The 18404-nt window shown below is 47.0% G+C and carries 15 protein-coding genes; 2 read left to right on the plus strand and 13 right to left on the minus strand.

The window, feature by feature from the left end:
- Positions 1-372 precede the first annotated feature (372 nt).
- Positions 373-1932 carry a histidine kinase N-terminal 7TM domain-containing diguanylate cyclase gene (locus tag MHI01_RS08920; RefSeq protein ID WP_340982961.1) on the plus strand — a complete coding sequence of 520 codons (1560 nt, stop codon included), beginning with the start codon at positions 373-375 and terminating at the stop codon, positions 1930-1932.
- 267 nt (positions 1933-2199) lie between these two features.
- Here the strand turns inward: MHI01_RS08920 and MHI01_RS08925 are convergent, their stop codons facing one another.
- The 4 genes from MHI01_RS08925 to citZ all read right to left on the minus strand — a co-directional run bounded on the left by MHI01_RS08925 (position 2200) and on the right by citZ (position 6270).
- Entirely contained in the window at positions 2200-2625 is a 426-nt protein-coding gene (locus tag MHI01_RS08925; protein WP_017689485.1) for a hypothetical protein, read from the minus strand.
- Positions 2626-2760: 135 nt separating this feature from the next.
- A complete protein-coding gene (gene mdh, locus MHI01_RS08930) occupies positions 2761-3702 on the minus strand; it encodes a malate dehydrogenase (protein WP_036609827.1) in 942 nt (313 codons plus the stop codon).
- A 15-nt stretch (positions 3703-3717) separates the two neighbouring features.
- The gene (icd, locus tag MHI01_RS08935) at positions 3718-5010 is read right to left on the minus strand and encodes an NADP-dependent isocitrate dehydrogenase (protein WP_036609828.1); all 1293 of its coding nucleotides are present in this window, start codon (positions 5008-5010) and stop codon (positions 3718-3720) included.
- Between the two features lie 147 nt (positions 5011-5157).
- Positions 5158-6270: a citrate synthase gene (gene citZ, locus MHI01_RS08940; protein ID WP_340982962.1), complete on the minus strand. Its 1113-nt coding sequence runs from the start codon at positions 6268-6270 to the stop codon at positions 5158-5160.
- A 529-nt stretch (positions 6271-6799) separates the two neighbouring features.
- Between citZ and ytvI the strand changes: the two genes are divergently transcribed.
- The gene (gene ytvI, locus MHI01_RS08945; protein WP_036609832.1) at positions 6800-7918 is read left to right on the plus strand and encodes a sporulation integral membrane protein YtvI; all 1119 of its coding nucleotides are present in this window, start codon (positions 6800-6802) and stop codon (positions 7916-7918) included.
- A 101-nt stretch (positions 7919-8019) separates the two neighbouring features.
- Here the strand turns inward: ytvI and MHI01_RS08950 are convergent, their stop codons facing one another.
- The 9 genes from MHI01_RS08950 to MHI01_RS08990 all read right to left on the minus strand — a co-directional run bounded on the left by MHI01_RS08950 (position 8020) and on the right by MHI01_RS08990 (position 18317).
- The gene (locus tag MHI01_RS08950) at positions 8020-8418 is read right to left on the minus strand and encodes an FxsA family protein (protein ID WP_036669966.1); all 399 of its coding nucleotides are present in this window, start codon (positions 8416-8418) and stop codon (positions 8020-8022) included.
- A gap of 7 nt (positions 8419-8425) precedes the next feature.
- Positions 8426-8962: an acyl-CoA thioesterase gene (locus MHI01_RS08955; protein ID WP_340982963.1), complete on the minus strand. Its 537-nt coding sequence runs from the start codon at positions 8960-8962 to the stop codon at positions 8426-8428.
- A 101-nt stretch (positions 8963-9063) separates the two neighbouring features.
- Entirely contained in the window at positions 9064-10491 is a 1428-nt protein-coding gene (gene pyk / locus MHI01_RS08960) for a pyruvate kinase (protein WP_017689492.1), read from the minus strand.
- A gap of 105 nt (positions 10492-10596) precedes the next feature.
- Entirely contained in the window at positions 10597-11628 is a 1032-nt protein-coding gene (locus MHI01_RS08965; protein WP_036609840.1) for an acetyl-CoA carboxylase carboxyltransferase subunit alpha, read from the minus strand.
- Positions 11629-12522 (minus strand): acetyl-CoA carboxylase, carboxyltransferase subunit beta, encoded by an 894-nt coding sequence (gene accD, locus MHI01_RS08970; RefSeq protein WP_036609844.1) that lies wholly within the window; start codon positions 12520-12522, stop codon positions 11629-11631.
- A gap of 63 nt (positions 12523-12585) precedes the next feature.
- The gene (locus MHI01_RS08975) at positions 12586-12720 is read right to left on the minus strand and encodes a hypothetical protein (protein WP_255319678.1); all 135 of its coding nucleotides are present in this window, start codon (positions 12718-12720) and stop codon (positions 12586-12588) included.
- A 207-nt stretch (positions 12721-12927) separates the two neighbouring features.
- Positions 12928-13116, minus strand: coding sequence for a hypothetical protein (locus MHI01_RS08980; RefSeq protein WP_017689496.1), 189 nt, complete (start codon positions 13114-13116; stop codon positions 12928-12930).
- Between the two features lie 284 nt (positions 13117-13400).
- Positions 13401-13892: a phosphatidylglycerophosphatase A family protein gene (locus tag MHI01_RS08985; protein ID WP_036609851.1), complete on the minus strand. Its 492-nt coding sequence runs from the start codon at positions 13890-13892 to the stop codon at positions 13401-13403.
- A gap of 309 nt (positions 13893-14201) precedes the next feature.
- Positions 14202-18317, minus strand: coding sequence for a DNA polymerase III subunit alpha (locus MHI01_RS08990; RefSeq protein ID WP_340982964.1), 4116 nt, complete (start codon positions 18315-18317; stop codon positions 14202-14204).
- Positions 18318-18404 lie beyond the last annotated feature (87 nt).

Here is an 18404-nt window from a genome sequence, read left to right on the forward strand (position 1 = left end):
AAATGTGAACATATTTGGATTACAGAAGACATGGACATAACTGCACACTTCCTTGTCTTTCGTTCTCTGAAAAAAGTCTCATTCTGTAGGATGGCAGTAACAGTCCAGATTATTCTTCTGTGATCAACAGCAACTCAAGCCTCAGCGTGCTGTCTCTAATCGTTATTTACCACTCTCTTTGGATATCAAACAACCGATTTGCTTTAATGCCTGTTTTGCCAAAATTCGAAATTTATTCGAAATTAGACTGTTTCATGATACAAAGTGTATTCCTATGCTGCTTGGGCTGATGTACAATGTACAGTATACTGATGTGCTTTAACTTTCATTTTTATTGGTTTAATCATTCTAACCTAACATGGAGACCTGACAATGGAATCGCATATTAATACATATATAACACTCGTAGCTACTTCAGCTGTGCTGAATGTCTTTTTGTGTTTATATACCTATTTCAGAAGATCCGAGATTCCCAGTTCCAAAATATTCATTCTCTACACAGCAGCACTCTCCATATATACTTTTGGTTATGCGATTGAGCTAGCCAGCAACACGCTGGAGCAGATGATGTTTTGGACCACCGTGGAGTATATAGGCATGCCCTTCTCCGCATCTCTTGGCCTCATGTTGATGATAAAGTACACTGGAAAAACGTTATCCAAAAAGGTAACTGCCTCGCTGTTTGTAATCCCTTCCATTACACTAGGTATGGTTGCAACCAATGACTTTCATCATCTATTTTATAAAAAAGTATGGCTGAGAGAAGATAGTCCCGTTCCTCTGATGGATATCGCAGTGGGCCAATGGTATGTTGTACATGGTGCATTCACCTTCTCCTGTCTGTTATGTGCCTGCCTCATTTTGATAGGACAATGGAGACACACCAAAAAGATGTATCGTCGTCAATTACTTACTCTCATTACTTCACAGATTATTCCTATGGTCGCAGCTTTTCTGTATTTGCTTGGTTTGACCCCCGGCGGGATGGACCCCGTCCCCGTGCTCATGTGTATCACATCTGCCATGTATATCTGGGCCATTCTATCCTCCCGTCTACTGACCATCGTACCCATCGCCAAAGACAGTATTTTCGAGAGTATGCGTGAAGGTGTTATTGTACTGGATAGTTTCAATCGACTGGTCGATTACAACAGATCTCTGCGTGACATGTTGCCAGAGCTTAATACAACCATGATTGGCCAACCCTTGGATGATATCTGGCTTAATCTTGCTGGAAAGACGTTTCCCGTTGAATACGGAAGAGAAGGATTGCAAACCGATCTGTACTGGCAGTTAAATGGAGAGACCGTCTGTTATCAGGTCAGGACATCTTACGTGTATAACAAGGATGCACAGACTGTGGGCAGTCTAATTATGTTAATCGATATAACGGAACAACGCTTTTTGCAAGAACAGCTGAAACAACTGGCTTATTTTGATGGTCTGACCAAAATCTATAATCGCACTCAATTTTTGCATAGAGGACGGGAGATTTTGAGTGAAGCTCAGCTTAACCCGCAACCTGTTTCATTCATTTTATTTGATATTGATTACTTTAAACGTATCAACGATACGTACGGGCATGATGTTGGCGATCAGGCCATCATTCATGTGGTCTCTGTCTGTAATCGATATTTAAGCCCTGAGATGTTATTTGCCCGTTATGGAGGAGAAGAGTTTGTCATCGCTCTTCCGAATACCTCGCTTCAAGAAGCCGAGAAACTTGCCGAACAACTGAGAGTTGCCTTGTTGAATGACCCCCTGGATGTTAAGGGAGTGCCTATTACGCTCACCTCAAGCTTTGGTATTGCCCAGTACAATGGAGGGTCAGATTCGCTGGAGTCCTTGTTACGCGATGCTGATACTGCCTTGTACGAATCCAAGCGTAATGGTCGAAATGCAGTGCGGGCGTATACTGTGAGTACAACCTAATCAATGTAGATCGCGTCTGATGGAATATGCATGCTGTTATGTGTATGGTAGTGATTCCCTCTAGTTTCAGTTCAAATAAACCGAGGACTACTGATTTTATCTTGATAATAACAAAAAATAGACAGCCAATGAGGCTGTCTATTTTTTGTTTGTTCCAACGAAACACCATCTTACATCTCATCCCGCTTGTCCTAAGTACGTCTGCAAACGCTTAACCAACGACTAACAATACATCTTCGTAAGGTGGATTAACCGTCCGCAACGCATTTAGATCACCTGATTATTCACCATCAGGTACACCATGATTAGCAAGAATACAGCCAGAAGTGTACTGAACATACGGATCTTGCTTTGCTCAGGACCCACATCACGTTTGTTTTTCACACCTTCTGCAGCGAGTCGCAGCGGTTTACCCATGATTCCTCCAATAGCCGCAATAGCCAAGAGCAGAACAACAACGACAGCCATCCAGACATGAGAATACTCACCTTTGGTCATCAGGTAACCACCAGTAAGAAGTTGGATTACAAGTCCATACTGCGCGACTTTGTTCAAAGAACGAAGTGATGCAAAGGCTCCCTCTTGTGCTGCGGCATTCAAAGTACGGATTTTACCGACCACAAATGGCAGAATCAAATAGAATCCCATCGCCAGTGCTCCAACAATATGGAGCAAATACATAATCATTGTCAAAATTTTCATCCTCCTCAACATTTTCGGTGTGCTATACATCACATCCCATTATACTGGGGAACTTATCCAAAGAAAAGAAAACCTCCGGGTTTACCGGAGGTTTTCTTTTAGCTTCTGTTCAAAAAGTTTTCAAACTTACAGGTTTACTACCGAAATGACGTTGCGAACCGAATCAGCCGATTTATCCAACCCTGCTTTTTCTTCCGCAGTCAGGTCAAGTTCGAATATTTTCTCAATGCCGTTCCCACCCAAAATGGTTGGTACACCGAGGAACAGATCATTATAGCCATATTCACCTTCAAGATAAGCGATCACTGGAATGATACGTTTCTTGTCCTTCAAAATCGCTTCGGTCATCTGAACAAGCGAAGCTGCTGGTGCATAATAGGCACTGCCGTTACCCAGCAAATTCACAATCTCGCCTCCGCCAACACGTGTGCGTTGAACAATGGACTCAATGCGGTCTGCCGGAATCAACGTATCGATCGGAATACCACCTACACTCGAATAACGAACGAGTGGCACCATGTCGTCTCCGTGGCCGCCAAGAACGAATCCACGAACATCTTCAACAGATACATTCAACTCTTGCGCAATGAAGGTACAATAACGTGCTGTATCCAGAACACCTGACTGACCGATAACACGGTTTTTAGGAAAACCAAGGGTCTGATAAGCTGCATAAGTCATCGCATCCACCGGGTTGCTTAGAATAATGACGATGGAATCAGGGCAATATTTTTTCACATTTTCACAAACGGACTTCACGATACCCGCATTCGTATTGACCAGATCGTCGCGGCTCATACCCGGTTTACGGGCGATACCAGCGGTGATGATTACAATCTCAGAACCTGCAGTATCTTCGTAGTTGGAAGTACCGACGATATGACTGTCAAATCCTTGAACAGGACTTGCTTCCATCATATCGAGTGCTTTCCCCTTCGTCGGGTTCTCCAGTTGAGGAATATCAACCAGCACAACATCCCCGAGTTCTTTTTGGGCAAGCATTAATGCGGTCGTAGCACCGGTAAAACCGGCGCCGACTACTGTGATTTTTTTGCGCTGAATAGTCAAGATTCACATCTCCCCTTACAGGTTTTTAATGATTTGATCCGCGAATTCAGAACATTTCACTTCAGTAGCGCCGTCCATCAGACGTGCAAAGTCATACGTTACTGTTTTATTGTTAATGGATGTTTCCATACCTTTGTAGATCAGGTTAGCTGCTTCTTGCCATCCCAAGTGCTCAAGCAACATTACTCCGGACAGAATAACGGAACCAGGGTTCACGACATCTTTGTCCGCGTATTTAGGTGCAGTACCGTGAGTTGCTTCGAAGATAGCATGTCCTGTTACGTAGTTGATGTTCGCTCCAGGAGCGATACCAATTCCGCCAACTTGCGCTGCAAGTGCATCGGACAGATAGTCACCGTTCAGGTTCAATGTTGCGATAACATCAAATTCGCCTGGACGAGTCAATACTTGTTGCAGAGCGATATCGGCAATCGCATCTTTTACGATGATTTTACCAGCATCTTCAGCAGCTTTTTGTGCTGCATTCGCTGCATCTGTACCTTCGTTTTCTTTGATGATGTCATATTGTGCCCATGTGAATACTTTGTCAGCGAACTCTTCTTCAGCCACTTCATATCCCCAGTTTTTGAAGGCACCTTCTGTGAATTTCATGATATTACCTTTGTGTACCAATGTAACCGTCTTACGGTTATGGTCAATTGCGTACTGCACTGCTGCACGTACCAGACGTTTCGAACCTTCGGAAGAAACTGGTTTGATACCAATACCGGAAGTCTCAGGGAAACGGATTTTGTTAGCACCCATCTCCTGTTGCAGGAACTGGATCACTTTTTTCACTTCTTCAGAACCTTCAGCATACTCGATTCCTGCATAGATATCTTCCGTATTCTCACGGAAAATGACCATGTCTACCAACTCAGGACGTTTAACCGGAGAAGGTACACCGTCGAAATAACGAACAGGACGCAAGCAAGTGTACAGGTCAAGCTCTTGACGCAGGGCAACGTTCAGGGAACGGATACCGCCACCGATTGGCGTAGTCAATGGTCCTTTGATCGCTACGATATACTCACGAATGGCTTCCAGTGTATCATTCGGCAACCACTCACCGTATGTATCGAATGCTTTTTGTCCAGCAAACACTTCATACCATGCGATTTTTTTGTTGCCATCATAAGCTTTTTCAACAGCTGCATCCAATACACGTTTGGAAGCTTTCCAGATATCACGGCCTGTACCGTCACCTTCGATAAATGGAATGATTGGATTACTAGGTACTTGAAGTGTACCGTTATCAATTTGGATTTTTTCGCCTTCAGTTGGGTGAGCAAATTTTTCTAATTTCATAGTTAAAATTCCTCCTAGGTTTCGTATATGCAGTATTCATCATACCACTAGTCTTGTTGAGAGAAGGGTCCTGAGAGCTTAAGCCAGTAAAGCCTCTGCTTTCCAACCCTTCACCTCGTCCATATTATTATACTGTTTTTGCGGCTATTAGCGAAGTTCAATAGAAACGTATTTCTGTTCTGTAGGACCAGTGTACTCCGCACGTGGACGAATGATGCGATTGTCCGCAAGCTGTTCCAAAATATGCGCAGTCCATCCAGACACCCGGCTGATGGCAAAGATCGGAGTGAACAATTCCTGTTCGATCTCCAGTTGGGTATATACAGAAGCAGAATAGAAGTCTACGTTAGGCTTCAGTCCTTTTTGTCCTGTTACCAGTTCCTCGATCTTCACAGACATATCATACAAACGCGTATCATTGTTCATCTCGCCAAGTTCCTTGGACATCTTCTGTAGATGTTTGGCGCGTGGATCACCGTTTTTGTACACCCGATGTCCAAAACCCATGATCTTTTCACGATTATTCAGTTTTTCCTGAATTGCCGCTTCAAGACGATCAGGCGTACCGATCTCATTCAACATTTTCATAACGGCTTCATTAGCACCGCCATGCAGTGGTCCCTTCAGTGCGCCAATGGCGGAAGTTACACCGGAATAGATATCCGACAGCGTAGCAACCGTTACACGGGCTGCAAATGTCGAAGCGTTTAACTCGTGATCCGCATGCAGGACAAGGGCTTGATCCAATGCTTTCACTGCGGTCTCGGATGGTTCTTCACCAGTCATCATATATAAAAAGTTCTCTGCGATGGAAGCGCCTTCTTTTGGTGCCACAGGTTCTTTGCCCTGACGGATACGGGCGATGGCTGACACAATCGTTGGCAACTGTGCTTGCAACTTAACCGCTTTGTTCTCATTCGCTTCCGTTGTCATCTCATCCGCTTGCTCGTCGTACAGTGCAAGTGCAGAGACAGCGGAACGAAGTGCTGCCATGGTACTGACGTTTTTCGGATACAATTGGATTTGTGCAATCAACTCGCTCGGAATCGGCGCGTAATCGCTCAGGCTTTTACGAAGGGATTTCAGTTCATCCGTTGTTGGCAATTTACCAAACCACAACAAATAGGCAACTTCTTCAAAGCTGGCATGTTCAGCCAAATCGTCGATATCGTAACCACGGTATGTGAGCACACCGTCTACAATAGAACTGATCGAAGAGGTTGTCGCAACGATGCCTTCCAGACCTTTGGTAGCTGTCATATTACATCTCTCCTTTAATAAGCGAAATCAGGAACCATTCCAGAGTGTCATATAAGTGCCAAAATGCACCTATTCTCTTTTTGTAAACATTTTCATTTTAAAATTAACAAATATTTCAAACTACGGTTTTCCTATCTGTCAATCGGTATTTACTTATAACATCATACTGGATTTTGTCGTTTATGTGAACATGATGAGAGTTCATTCGCACATCAAACTTCTTTATCGGTCCGATAAAGCATTTTTGAAAGCCTTTACAAAAACAAGGTTGACATTTAATGTTTTTTAACCAATCCTGTCGTATGAGAACTTTCTATTGCTATATTCTGTAATACTAAGGCATACTCTAGGCAAAAGAAAGAATCCCGTAGATCTTGTTCAAAAATCCGCTTTTGAACAAGATCTGGTAACATCCCGGCGTTTCAAAACCTTGTAAATGCTCTATATTAATTAAGATAGCCATCTATTTCTAATACTGCTTCATGGATCATACATAGGTCGGCTTAATTGAAATAAGGAGAGTTGATGCTTGGATAGAATAATAATGAAACGCCTGCTCCGTGGCTTATGGGTTATCATTGCGGCCGTTCTGATCGCCGTTGCCATATACTTGCTGTTCCCGCTTTTGTACCCTTTTGCGATTGCTTGGATTATCGCCTATGCCATGAATCCTTTAGTGAAACTGCTTCAGCATCGAGCACGATTCCCGCGCTGGCTGGCTGTGACTCTTTCATTGATCCTTTATTTTGGAGCCATTGCGGTGGTGCTGTCTGCGGCGATTACCCGCATGGTAAAAGAAGTCATTTCACTTACGACAAGCTTTGATCTTCATGTTGATGAAATCAAGGACACGTTTGTGCGCTGGACCCAGAATGACACCATTCAAAGTTTGACTGCGCAGATCAATGAATTTTACAAGGAAAATCCCAACTACCAGGAAACCATCAACAGCAATATTAGTAAAACAACTGAAACGGTAGGTACAGCCGTCACAGATCTGGTCACCGGATTTTTCAACATGATTCTGAGTCTGCTGACTTCCCTGCCGAACATGGGCGCGGTATTAATCGTTGTTCTGTTGTCTACATTCTTCATTAGCAAAAGCTGGACCAGGCACAACATCACCGTATCGGGATGGGTACCCTCTTCCATTCGCAAGCCGATATCCGACATCTGGACCGACCTTAAGAAGGCACTGTTCGGATACGCAAGAGCACAATTGATCATGATCTCGATTACAGCACTATTCGTCATGATTGGACTGCTTATATTGCAAGTCAATTCAGCCTTCACCATCGCTCTGATGATTGGTTTGGTCGATCTGCTTCCTTATCTGGGTGTTGGCCTTATCATGGTGCCTTGGGCAGCGTACCTCTTTATGAATGGGGATCTGTATCTGGGCATTGGGATTAGTATTATCTATTTGATCTTATTGATCGCCCGTCAGATTATTGAACCGAAGGTACTTGCAAGCAGTGTAGGGCTCGACCCACTCGCCACGCTGGTTGGCATGTTTGTGGGTTTGAAGTTGTTCGGTGTTCTGGGCTTGATTATTGGCCCTGTCAGTCTCGTGATTCTCGATGCGTTCAATCGGGCTAACGTATTACGCGACCTCAGAACGTATATCATCAACGGACGTGTCCGATGAGGCATGACCTTATGAGCACCCAGGAAAATAGAAAAAGGCTTCGTTCAACAGAAATCATCTGCTGAGCGGAGCCTTTTCCATTTTGCATAACAACTGGTGTTTCATTTCGGACGACGATAAAACGTAATTTTGCCACTTTTCATTTTTTTCTCCAGCCACCCCAGGAAGAACAGACGGTACACCGGACGTGTTAATGGAAATACCAGTGTGAACCCGATCAGATCCGTCACAAAGCCTGGAATCAAAAGCAAGAAACCACCGACAAAAATAAAAAGACCATCGACCATTTTTCTTCCAGGTACCTTGCCACGCTCCATCTCGGATTTGGCGTCCACAAGTACTTTTCGCCCTTCAAACTGCAACATTGCTATACCAATCAAGGACGTGAGAATCATGAGAAGCAATGTCTTTCCGGCTCCGATCCAGTCACTCATCAGAACAAAACCAAATAATTCAATCACCGGAATGATTAAGAGTAAAGCCCACATCCATTTTCGCATTGACGTATTACCCCTTTCCCGAAAGCCACACCTTTTCAAGCGCGCTGTATAACTCAGAGGCTGCCTTATCCAGCCGAACTGGCTTCCAGTCCCCATTCACCCATACATGCTGTGTAGAACCTGTAACTAGCCGTTCACCGGGGAGTGATTCATCAGTTGACCATACCCGTTCTCCAATCGCCATATGCTCATCAGGTTCTTCAGACATGCGTCTTACGTCATACTCATAATTCAGTCGCAGACCACTAAATGCAGCAATACGGGTGAAAATGATAATCTCATTATCATATCGGGCAGGCTTGTGATACTTCACATCCAGTCCGGTTACGGGAAGCAGTAACCCCTGTTCCTCCATTTTACGATATGTATACCCCATTTGGCGAATCATCTCAGTTCGACCGATTTCAAACCAATTCAAATAGTTCGCGTGGTAGACCACGCCCATCTGGTCACTTTCTTGATAGCGTACACGAAGACGTGCCGCATACCAGTTACCATTGCTCTGTTCTCGCACGTTATCGGCCTCCTTCGCTCTATCATTCATACGTGTTACCTCGTTGTAAAGTGTCAATAAGATGGAAAAAAAGCAACGGGACAATAAAGCCCCATTGCTTCTTTCCTGTTGCTTCTCCATCCAAGACGCTATTAAGCGTTGTTTGGAATTTGGCTTACTTTAATCAGGTTGGTAGAACCGGAACGACCCAAAGGTACACCTGCTGTGATCACAACCAGGTCTCCTTCTTTAACAAGTCCGGATTTTACGCCGCCTTCAATTGCATTCTCGAACAAAGCATCCGTGGAATCAACCAGTCTTCCTTTGACAGGAGTTACACCCCAAGCCAGAGCCAAACGACGGGAAGTTCTGTCTTCCGTTGTCACAGCGATGATTGGAGATTCTGGACGATACTTGGAAATCATGCGTGCAGTATGTCCTGATTCAGTCGAAGTAATGATCGCTTTTGCGTTCAAATCTTGAGCTTGAAGAGCAACCGATTGGCTGATTGCTTCTGTAACTGTTGTTTGTTGAGCAACACGTTGTTTCAGGTACAACTCTTGGTATGGCAGAGCAGATTCTGCTTTTTCAGCAATACGGGACATGGTCAGAACAGATTCAACTGGGTATTTACCCGCAGCTGTCTCACCGGACAACATGATTGCGTCCGTACCGTCGAAGATCGCATTCGCCACGTCACTTGCTTCCGCACGTGTTGGACGCGGGTTACGCTGCATGGAATCCAGCATTTGTGTAGCTGTGATAACCGGTTTACCTGCAACGTTACATTTTTGGATCATGCGTTTTTGTACCAATGGTACTTCTTCCGCAGGAATCTCAACACCCAGGTCTCCACGAGCAACCATCAGGCCGTCAGACACTTCAAGGATTTCGTCGAGGTTATCGACACCTTGTTGGTTTTCGATTTTGGAGATGATTTGGATATGTCCAGCATTGTGTTTTTCAAGCAATTCACGAATCTCAAGTACGTCACTTGCTTTACGTACAAAAGAAGCCGCGATGAAATCGACACCTTGTTCGATACCAAATACGATATCGTTAGCGTCTTTTTCGGTGATACCCGGTAGAGAAATGGCAACGCCCGGAACGTTAACACCTTTTTTGCTTTTGATCGATCCGCCGTTAACGATACGGCATTTGATCTCGGTGCCTTGCACTTCCACCACAGTCAGTCCGATCAGACCGTCGTCGATCAGAATTGTAGATCCCGGTTCAACATCATTCGGAAGATCTGTATACGTAATGGAAAGACGTTCTTTGGTTCCCAGAATTTCTTCTGTTGTCAAAGTGATGTACTCGTCTTGAACCAATTCGATCGGTTCAACTTCGAGTTTACCTGTCCGAATTTCCGGTCCTTTGGTGTCCAGCAGGATCGCTACTGTTTTGTTCAATTCTTCGCATGCTTGGCGAATCGCAATGATCCGTCCGCCGTGCTCATCGAAATCACCGTGGGAGAAGTTCAGACGGGCCACATTCATACCGGCCATAATCAATTTTTTGGTGTTCTCCAGAGATTCACTGGATGGACCGATGGTACATACAATTTTCGTTTTACGCATTTTGGGTTTCCTCCGATTTTAAAGGTATTACTCTTTATCTATTTTTCTTTTTCCAACTATTAAATTTACTATACTTTTGCTCATTTGTATAGGAAATTCGTCACATTATTCAGCATTTCCCGACAAATTACTCGCAACATCGACTTTTACAAGCTCTTGAGGGGCTTCAATGGATGCTTGAGGTTCAAACGTGACCGATCCAATTTTACGGAATTTCTCATAACGATCCTGTTTCAGTTGATCCCCGCTCCAACCCTTCATATCGTCGAGATGACGGACCAACGCTTCACTGATGAAAGCAGCAGACGCTTCATAATCCCGATGAGCACCGCCGCGTGGCTCAGGGACAATCTCTTCAATGACTTCCATCTCCAGCAGGTCTTTGGCTGTTATTTTCATTGCTTCAGCCGCCTGATCTGCCTTGGATGCATCCTTCCAGAGAATCGAAGCAGCGCCGTTCGGAGAGATTGCAGAATAGATCGCATGTTCCAGCATCAACACACGATTACCCACAGCCATAGCGAGGGCACCGCCGCTTCCACCTTCGCCGATGACCACAACAATAACAGGAACCGATAGCTTCGCCATTTCCATCAGGTTGCGAGCAATCGCTTCCGATTGACCTCTCTCTTCTGCAGTATTACCCGGATACGCCCCTTTAGTATCAATAAACGTAATAATAGGACGGCCAAATTTGTTCGCTTGTTTCATCAGACGCAGTCCTTTTCGGAAACCTTCTGGATGAGCGCTACCGAAAAAGCGGGCGATATTATCCTTCGTGTCTTTCCCCCGCTGTTGTCCGATTACCGTTACTGTCTTTCCATTCAACTTGGCAAGTCCGCCAACAACCGCAAGATCGTCTCCGAACATGCGATCACCGTGCAGCTCAATGAAGTCTGTAAATATCAGCTGGATCAGATCCAGCGCCGTTGGGCGCTGCTGATGACGGGCCAGATGCATCTTCTGAGCTGCTGTTATGCCAGTGTAGATCTCTTCTTCAAGTCTATGGTAACGTTCTTCCAGGCGGGCAATCTCGTCCGTGAAGTCGATCCCTTTTTCCTGTCCAAACTGTACGAGTTCATCAATCTTTTTGCGCATCTCAACCAGAGGCGCTTCATATGGCAACTCACCCGCCATTTAGACCCCTCCTTTTTCACTATGCATATCCAGAAGCTTGCCAAGAGTGGCCCGAAGCTCTTTCCGGTGCACAACCATGTCCAACTGACCATGTTGCATATTAAATTCAGCCGTCTGGAAATCATCAGGTAACTTCTGACGGATCGTCTGTTCGATAACGATTCTGCCGGCAAAACCAAATACAGCGCCAGGTTCGGCAATGTTAATATCGCCCAAGCTCGCAAAACTTGCCGAGACTCCACCTGTCGTTGGGTCCGTAATGACCGAAATGTACAGCCCGCCCTGTTCATCTAAACGGGATAAAGCTGCGCTTGTTTTAGCCATTTGCATGAGGCTAAGAATACTCTCTTGCATCCGGGCACCACCTGATGTTGAGAAAATAATCAATGGTAACCGTTTCTCTGTGGCATGCTCAATGGCACGGGTAATTTTCTCCCCTACAACAGAACCCATGCTGCCTGTGAAGAAATCAAAGCTCATGACAGCAACAACTACAGGCAGGCCATCAATGGTTCCTTCCCCTGTAATTACCGCTTCCTTCAGGCCCGATTTCAGACGCTGTTGTTCCAATTTGTTGCTATATCCAGGAAAGCCAAGTGGATCAACCGATATCATATCAGCATCAAACTCAACAAATCCTTGATCATCAAGTACCATAGCAATGCGCTCCATAGCGTTAAGACGCATATGGTAACCGCAGGCAGGACATACTTTCAGATTTTTCTCCAATTCCTTGCTATATTGAATGGTGCCGCATTTGCTGCACTTGTTCATAAGCCCTTCAGGTATTTCACGTTTTGGGCGTTCTAGGACTTCCTGGCCTTCGCCGGGAAGTGCACGCTCGGAAGGTATGGTAGCGTACTTCCGTTTCTTCTGGAATATATCTTTGAACACAACTACACCTCTCCAGCCGTTGATTTGATGGCCGCAACCTGCAGAGCGCTGCTTGTGGCAGCTTCATCCGCGTGTTACGGTAAACCGCTTACGACCCACACGCTGCCATGGGCCTTGTCCAGCATTCACAACAAAAAAATCCGCCGGTACAGGGCAAGGATCACCGGCTTCTGTCAGCACGATTGATGTTACCTGCAAAAACCGAAAGATTGTTGCGCCGATGTTTGAATCTATCTTGGTAGGGTCTCCGGGAGCAACCAGGTCGGTCCTTGTCCTAACAAAAAAAGAAGGAAGGACAGCAGCATACAATACATGCAAGTCGATTCCTCTCTCCGCTTACGCGATTAGTCCCTTATGTACCGATGGTACTTCTTCATCTGCCAAGGCACGTTGATGTCGAACAAATCAGGAATGCAGAATGGAATTCAACACTTCCTGGACCTCTTCCAATTCCCCAGAAGGGACGCGAATCTCAAATTGCTGCTTGGATAAACTGATGGGACGGGTCTGTACCAGAAAACCTTCTTCCGAAAGCTTGGTCTTGATCTTGTCCGCAACCTTTGCTGTCGGTGCAATGTAAATCACCGTCCACATGCCTTGTCCGCCCCCTAAGCTAATGTTCAGAGCCCGTATATTGGACTAATGATAACATACCTCACTTTTTTTCTGCAAGAAAGGGTTCGGGACCTTTGGGGAGAATTTGGGATCATGAGGGACATTAGTCCCCCACGAATAACTCATATGGTTGACGAAATCTTCTTGTTCATACCTCTTCCATAAGCAGCCGCAAGCTTATCAGGGCAGCGTCAGCCGCCCTTGAAGACCTTCATATGAGCCATTAGATTGACCATAACACACAAGCATGGGAATACAGGGGGTTAAAGGTCTGAGGGGTATTTTTTGGCTTTAATATTTTTGTGTGCAATCCGGGCAGAAGCCGCAGCAGCCACCCCTGCGACCAGATCATCCAAAAAGACATGAATGGCTGTTGTGTGTTCGTTCAAATCATGAATTACACCTATTTTTTCTTTATCCAGGTAACCAAAGCTGGTTAAACCAATCATACCATACACATGAGTAATGCCGAGGGCCAGAGTCTCGTCCACTCCATACAGGGATTCATCCGCTTCCATAATAGCCTGTAACGGTTGGGGCAAGAGTTTTTTCTCCGCAAGTTCGTCGAGAGCAATACCCGTATAGAGCGTATATTGCACCTCTCGTTTCTGCAGAACGGATTTCACGCTGGTTACACAGTCGTCCAAGGTCAGTTCGGGGTGGTACCCTTTTTGCAGACGGTATACAATTGCTGCGATTGCATCAATCCGTACACCCCGCCGGGCCAGCATGGCTTCTACGATTTCATATGACATATCTCGACCTCCCGCATCAATCCCCCGAGGACCACGAGGTCCTTCGGTGTTCTCAAGTGTATGCAGCAACCTGTTAAAATGTTCATAAAATGTGCGGATGGTTAAGACCAGTCGCAGCCTAAACCTGTTTCAGGATTGTACATTCCGCTCTGGTCTGTAGCTGGCCTATAACAAGTCTGCAATTTGTTTGTTTAAACCCTGTCGTCAGGGAACCGAGCTCGCACCAAAATAATCAAAAAAAACCTGTTCAGCATTGAGCCAAACAGGTTTCATACTATGGATAAGTGCTATCACTTACGGGACAGCCTCTTATTTAATTTTGACCGTGCCTTCACCCAGCATTTTCTCCATCTCGGAGAACAAGGTTGGTGATGGCTTAATCCGGTAGGCATCACTCAGCGCAAGCAGCTTCTGCTGTTGCTCATAGAAGAGCACTGTCGCCACAGGTCCGGGATGCTCCTGAAGCAACTGCTTCAGACGTGCCAGAAGCTCCGGCTTCTCCGCATGCGGGGCAATCTTCACGAACACCCGCTGCTCCACAGCCCGCGGTTCACGGCTCTGCTCCGGGCTGCCTGCCGCCTCAGCGGCACCGCCAGGCCGGGAAGCCGCCGCATCGCTGCGCGTCGCTGCCGAGCCTTGGCTCCCGCTGCTACGCACAGCGGAAGCATCCCCGCCTGCGCTACTGCGCTGCGCTTCGGCTCCTGCGCCCGCTGGTCGCCGCGGCGAAGCCGCCTGCGCCGGACGCGAAGAGCTGCCGCTGCCGGGCTTGACGCGCCGGTCACGGTTGCGCAGCTGCTGCTCCAGTGCCGCCGGTGACAACGGCACCACTTCCTCAGCCAGCAGCTTAAACCCTTCGTCCTGTTGCTGCACTTTGGCACGCACGACGAGCAGTTCACCTTTCCCGACATGTTGCTGGCTACGCCGCCATACCTCTGGAAAGAGAACCACTTCACAGCGTTCAATCTGGTCTTCCAGCTCCATGAACGCCATAGCCTTGCCCTGTTTCGTCGTGATCGACTTCACAGACACAACCATACCCGCGGCGACGGTCATCGTGTCGTCTGCCGCCTCGGTCAGCTCCATGATCCGGTCAGCCCCACTCGATTCCAGCACATCTTCATAGTCATCCAGAGGATGCCCAGAGAGATACAAACCTAACAACTCTCGCTCTAGCTCCAGTTGCTGCCCTGAGGAATACGGAGGAATTTCCGGATATTCAATCTCCCAGTTTGGCGTCTCAACAAAGTCGAACAATTGAATCTGCAGATCCTCACGTTCCTTGCGCCATTTCAACGCTGCTTCAACAGTCTCATCCAGCATCGCCAGCAATTGGGCCCGGTGCCCAGGTAATGTGTCAAAAGCTCCGGCCTGGATCAGCGATTCAATCACACGTTTGTTGCATACACGCAAATCCACACGACGACAAAAATCGAGCAAACTGTCGAACGGTCTCTCCTGCCTTACGATCATAATGCTTTCCATTGCCTGGGTACCGACATTTTTCACAGCGGCCAGACCAAATCGTATTGCACCCGTTAATTTTTCCTCATCCGAATTATCATTAGACACTGCAACGTTCTTCTCCACAGAGGACAGCTCCTCTTGCTCCGCGCGCGAGGAAGACGCCTCTTGTCCTTCGTCATTACCATTATCCATTGAAGAAACCGTCACCAATCCCGGTTCCTTCCGGTTGTCGGATGCCTCAGGCATGGTTGTCGCTGCCTGCCACTCATATCCACCACCGTCCTCTTCCGGTCCAGGACCGGGATCATCCGGTAGAGGTGCTTCACCATATTCGGTTTGTCCCGAATGCCCATCATGCTCATGAACTCGATCTTCCCTGAAGGAACTCCCGTTACCATTCGTGGCATGTTCTTCGGCAGGGCTTCCGGGGTTACTCTCTGCATCTGCTCCCGCAGTCTGCTGTGATGCATTGCTCTGATCCCCGGCTCCTGCGCTGCCGGACGGCACAAATACAGGTGTAAACAGAATACCGCTCTCATTCACATCCGGCGGAAGCACCTCCATGTCCATACGCCGACATTCCACCACGTACTCTGCCACTTTCCGATGACTGCCCATTACGGCTGTTAACATGGATGCCATAAAATGAACCGGATAATGCGCCTTCAGATAAGCCGTCTGGAACGCAAGCACACCATATGCCGCGGCATGAGCACGCGGGAAGCCATAGTTTGCAAACTTGACGATCATATCATAGACCAGGTCTGCCTCTTCTTCGCTATACCCTTGTTTCAGGCTGCCTTGTACAAAGTGTCCACGCTCCAGATCCAGCACTTCCCGTTTCTTCTTGGAGACCGCTCTGCGGAGCAAATCTGCCTCACCCAGCGAGAAACCCGCCATCCGGGAGGCTATCTGCATGATCTGTTCCTGATACACGATGATCCCGTACGTATCTTTCAGGATAGGCTCCAGATCCACATGGGGGTAACCCACTTCAATCTGTCCATGCTTGCCCTGAATGTATTTGGATATGAACTCCATCGGACCCGGACGGTACAAGGCAAGTACAGAGATTACATCTTCAAAACTACTTGGCTTCATCTCTTTCAGCACACGGCGTACCCCGGCAGATTCCAGTTGGAATATGCCCATCGTGTCCCCTCGCCCAAGCATCTCGTACGTTAACGGATCATCATCGGGGATAAGGCGGAAATCCGGAATTTCTCCATGTTCCCCAATCCAGCGTACACACCGCTCAATGATTGAGAGGGTACGCAAACCAAGAAAGTCCATCTTAAGCAGCCCAATAGACTCCAGGTTTTCCATGGAATACTGGGTTAACGCTGTCCCTTCACTGCCCTCCTGAAGTGGCACCGCATCGGTCAGCGGGTCACGGGAGATAACCACTCCCGCAGCATGGGTCGAAGCATGACGTGGCATGCCCTCGACCTTCATCGCCATATCCAACAGCTCACGTGTCTTAGGCTTCGTTTCATACAGCGCCTTCAGCTCAGGTGTAGCTTCCATAGCCCGCTCGATGTTAATACCAAGTTGCGCCGGAATCAGCTTTGCAGCCTTGTCCACTTCGCCATAAGGCACATTCAGGGCCCGCCCAACATCACGTACGGCTGCACGGGCAGCCATCGTTCCAAACGTAATGATCTGGGCGACATGGGCTTTGCCATATTTATGCGCGACATAATCAATGACCTCATCCCGCCGCTCATCGCTGAAGTCAATATCAATATCCGGCATAGAGATCCGCTCGGGATTTAGGAATCGTTCGAAGAGCAGGTTGTATTTCATCGGATCAACATCGGTAATATGCAAAGTGTACGCTACCAGACTACCTGCCGAGGAGCCCCGGCCCGGTCCAGTAACAATGCCTTGTTTATGCGCATAGGCGATAAAATCCCAAACAATCAGGAAATAATCCGAGAATCCCATGCTGTCGATTATACCCAGCTCATACGCCAATCGTTGTTCGAGTTCGGATCGAAGCTCTGCATCTGTCCAACGTGTGGACTGCGCATAACGCTCCTTCATTCCTTCTTCGCACAGCTGACGCAGATACACCGAAGGGCTGAGTCCTTCAGGAAGCGGTCTGTATTCCGGCAAAATCGATTTGCCGAATTCCAGCTTCAACTCACAGGAATCCGCAATGCGGACGGTGTTTGCCAGAGCTTCCGGTACATGAGGAAACAAACGAGCCATCTCTTCTTCACTTTTCAGATAGAGCTGATTGGTTCCAATTCGGAGCCGAGCCTCATCATCCACGGTCTTGCCTGTTCCGATACAGATCAGTACATCCTGAAGCTCCGCGTCCTCTTCGGACAGATAATGTGCATCATTGGTGGCTACAAGCGGAATCTCCAGCTCGGCAGCCAGTTTGATCAACTGCGGATTCACCCTTTTTTGCTCCGACAGCCCGTGATCCTGAAGTTCCAGATAGAAGTCGTCACCAAAAATATTTTTGTAGCGTAACGCCGCACGTCTCGCCTCTTCTTCTCGTCCATGCAGTAAATGTTGTGGTACTTCACCACCAAGACACGCACTTAGACAGATAATGCCCTCGTGATGGGCAGCCAGACTTTCCATATCTACACGGGGTTTGTAATGAAAGCCTTCGAGATGTCCAATCGAGCACAATTTCATCAGATTACGGTAACCCGTCATATTTTTGGCTAACAAAATCAAATGATGAATCGGTTGATCCTTGCGGCTTCCCCGCTCTTTGCGGGACCCTGCTGTCATGTATGCCTCGCACCCTATAATTGGCTTGATGCCTCGTTCAACGCAGGCTTTATAGAAAGGAATTGCACCATACATCACGCCATGGTCGGTCAGCGCAAGTGTCGTCATTCCCAGATCTGCAGCCTTATTCACGAGATCCGGAATACGCGCAGCGCCGTCCAGCAAACTGTATTCGCTGTGAACGTGCAAATGCACAAAAGAACTCATGTTTTTTTCTTCCTTTCCCCACTAAAGACATTCCATTGAAAATCTATAAATAAAAGACGTATGCTAAACTTTGCAAAAACGTGTGAC

Origin of the sequence: Paenibacillus sp. FSL M7-0656, from assembly GCF_038003225.1 — a bacterium.
Classification (GTDB): Bacteria; Bacillota; Bacilli; order Paenibacillales; family Paenibacillaceae; genus Paenibacillus; species Paenibacillus amylolyticus.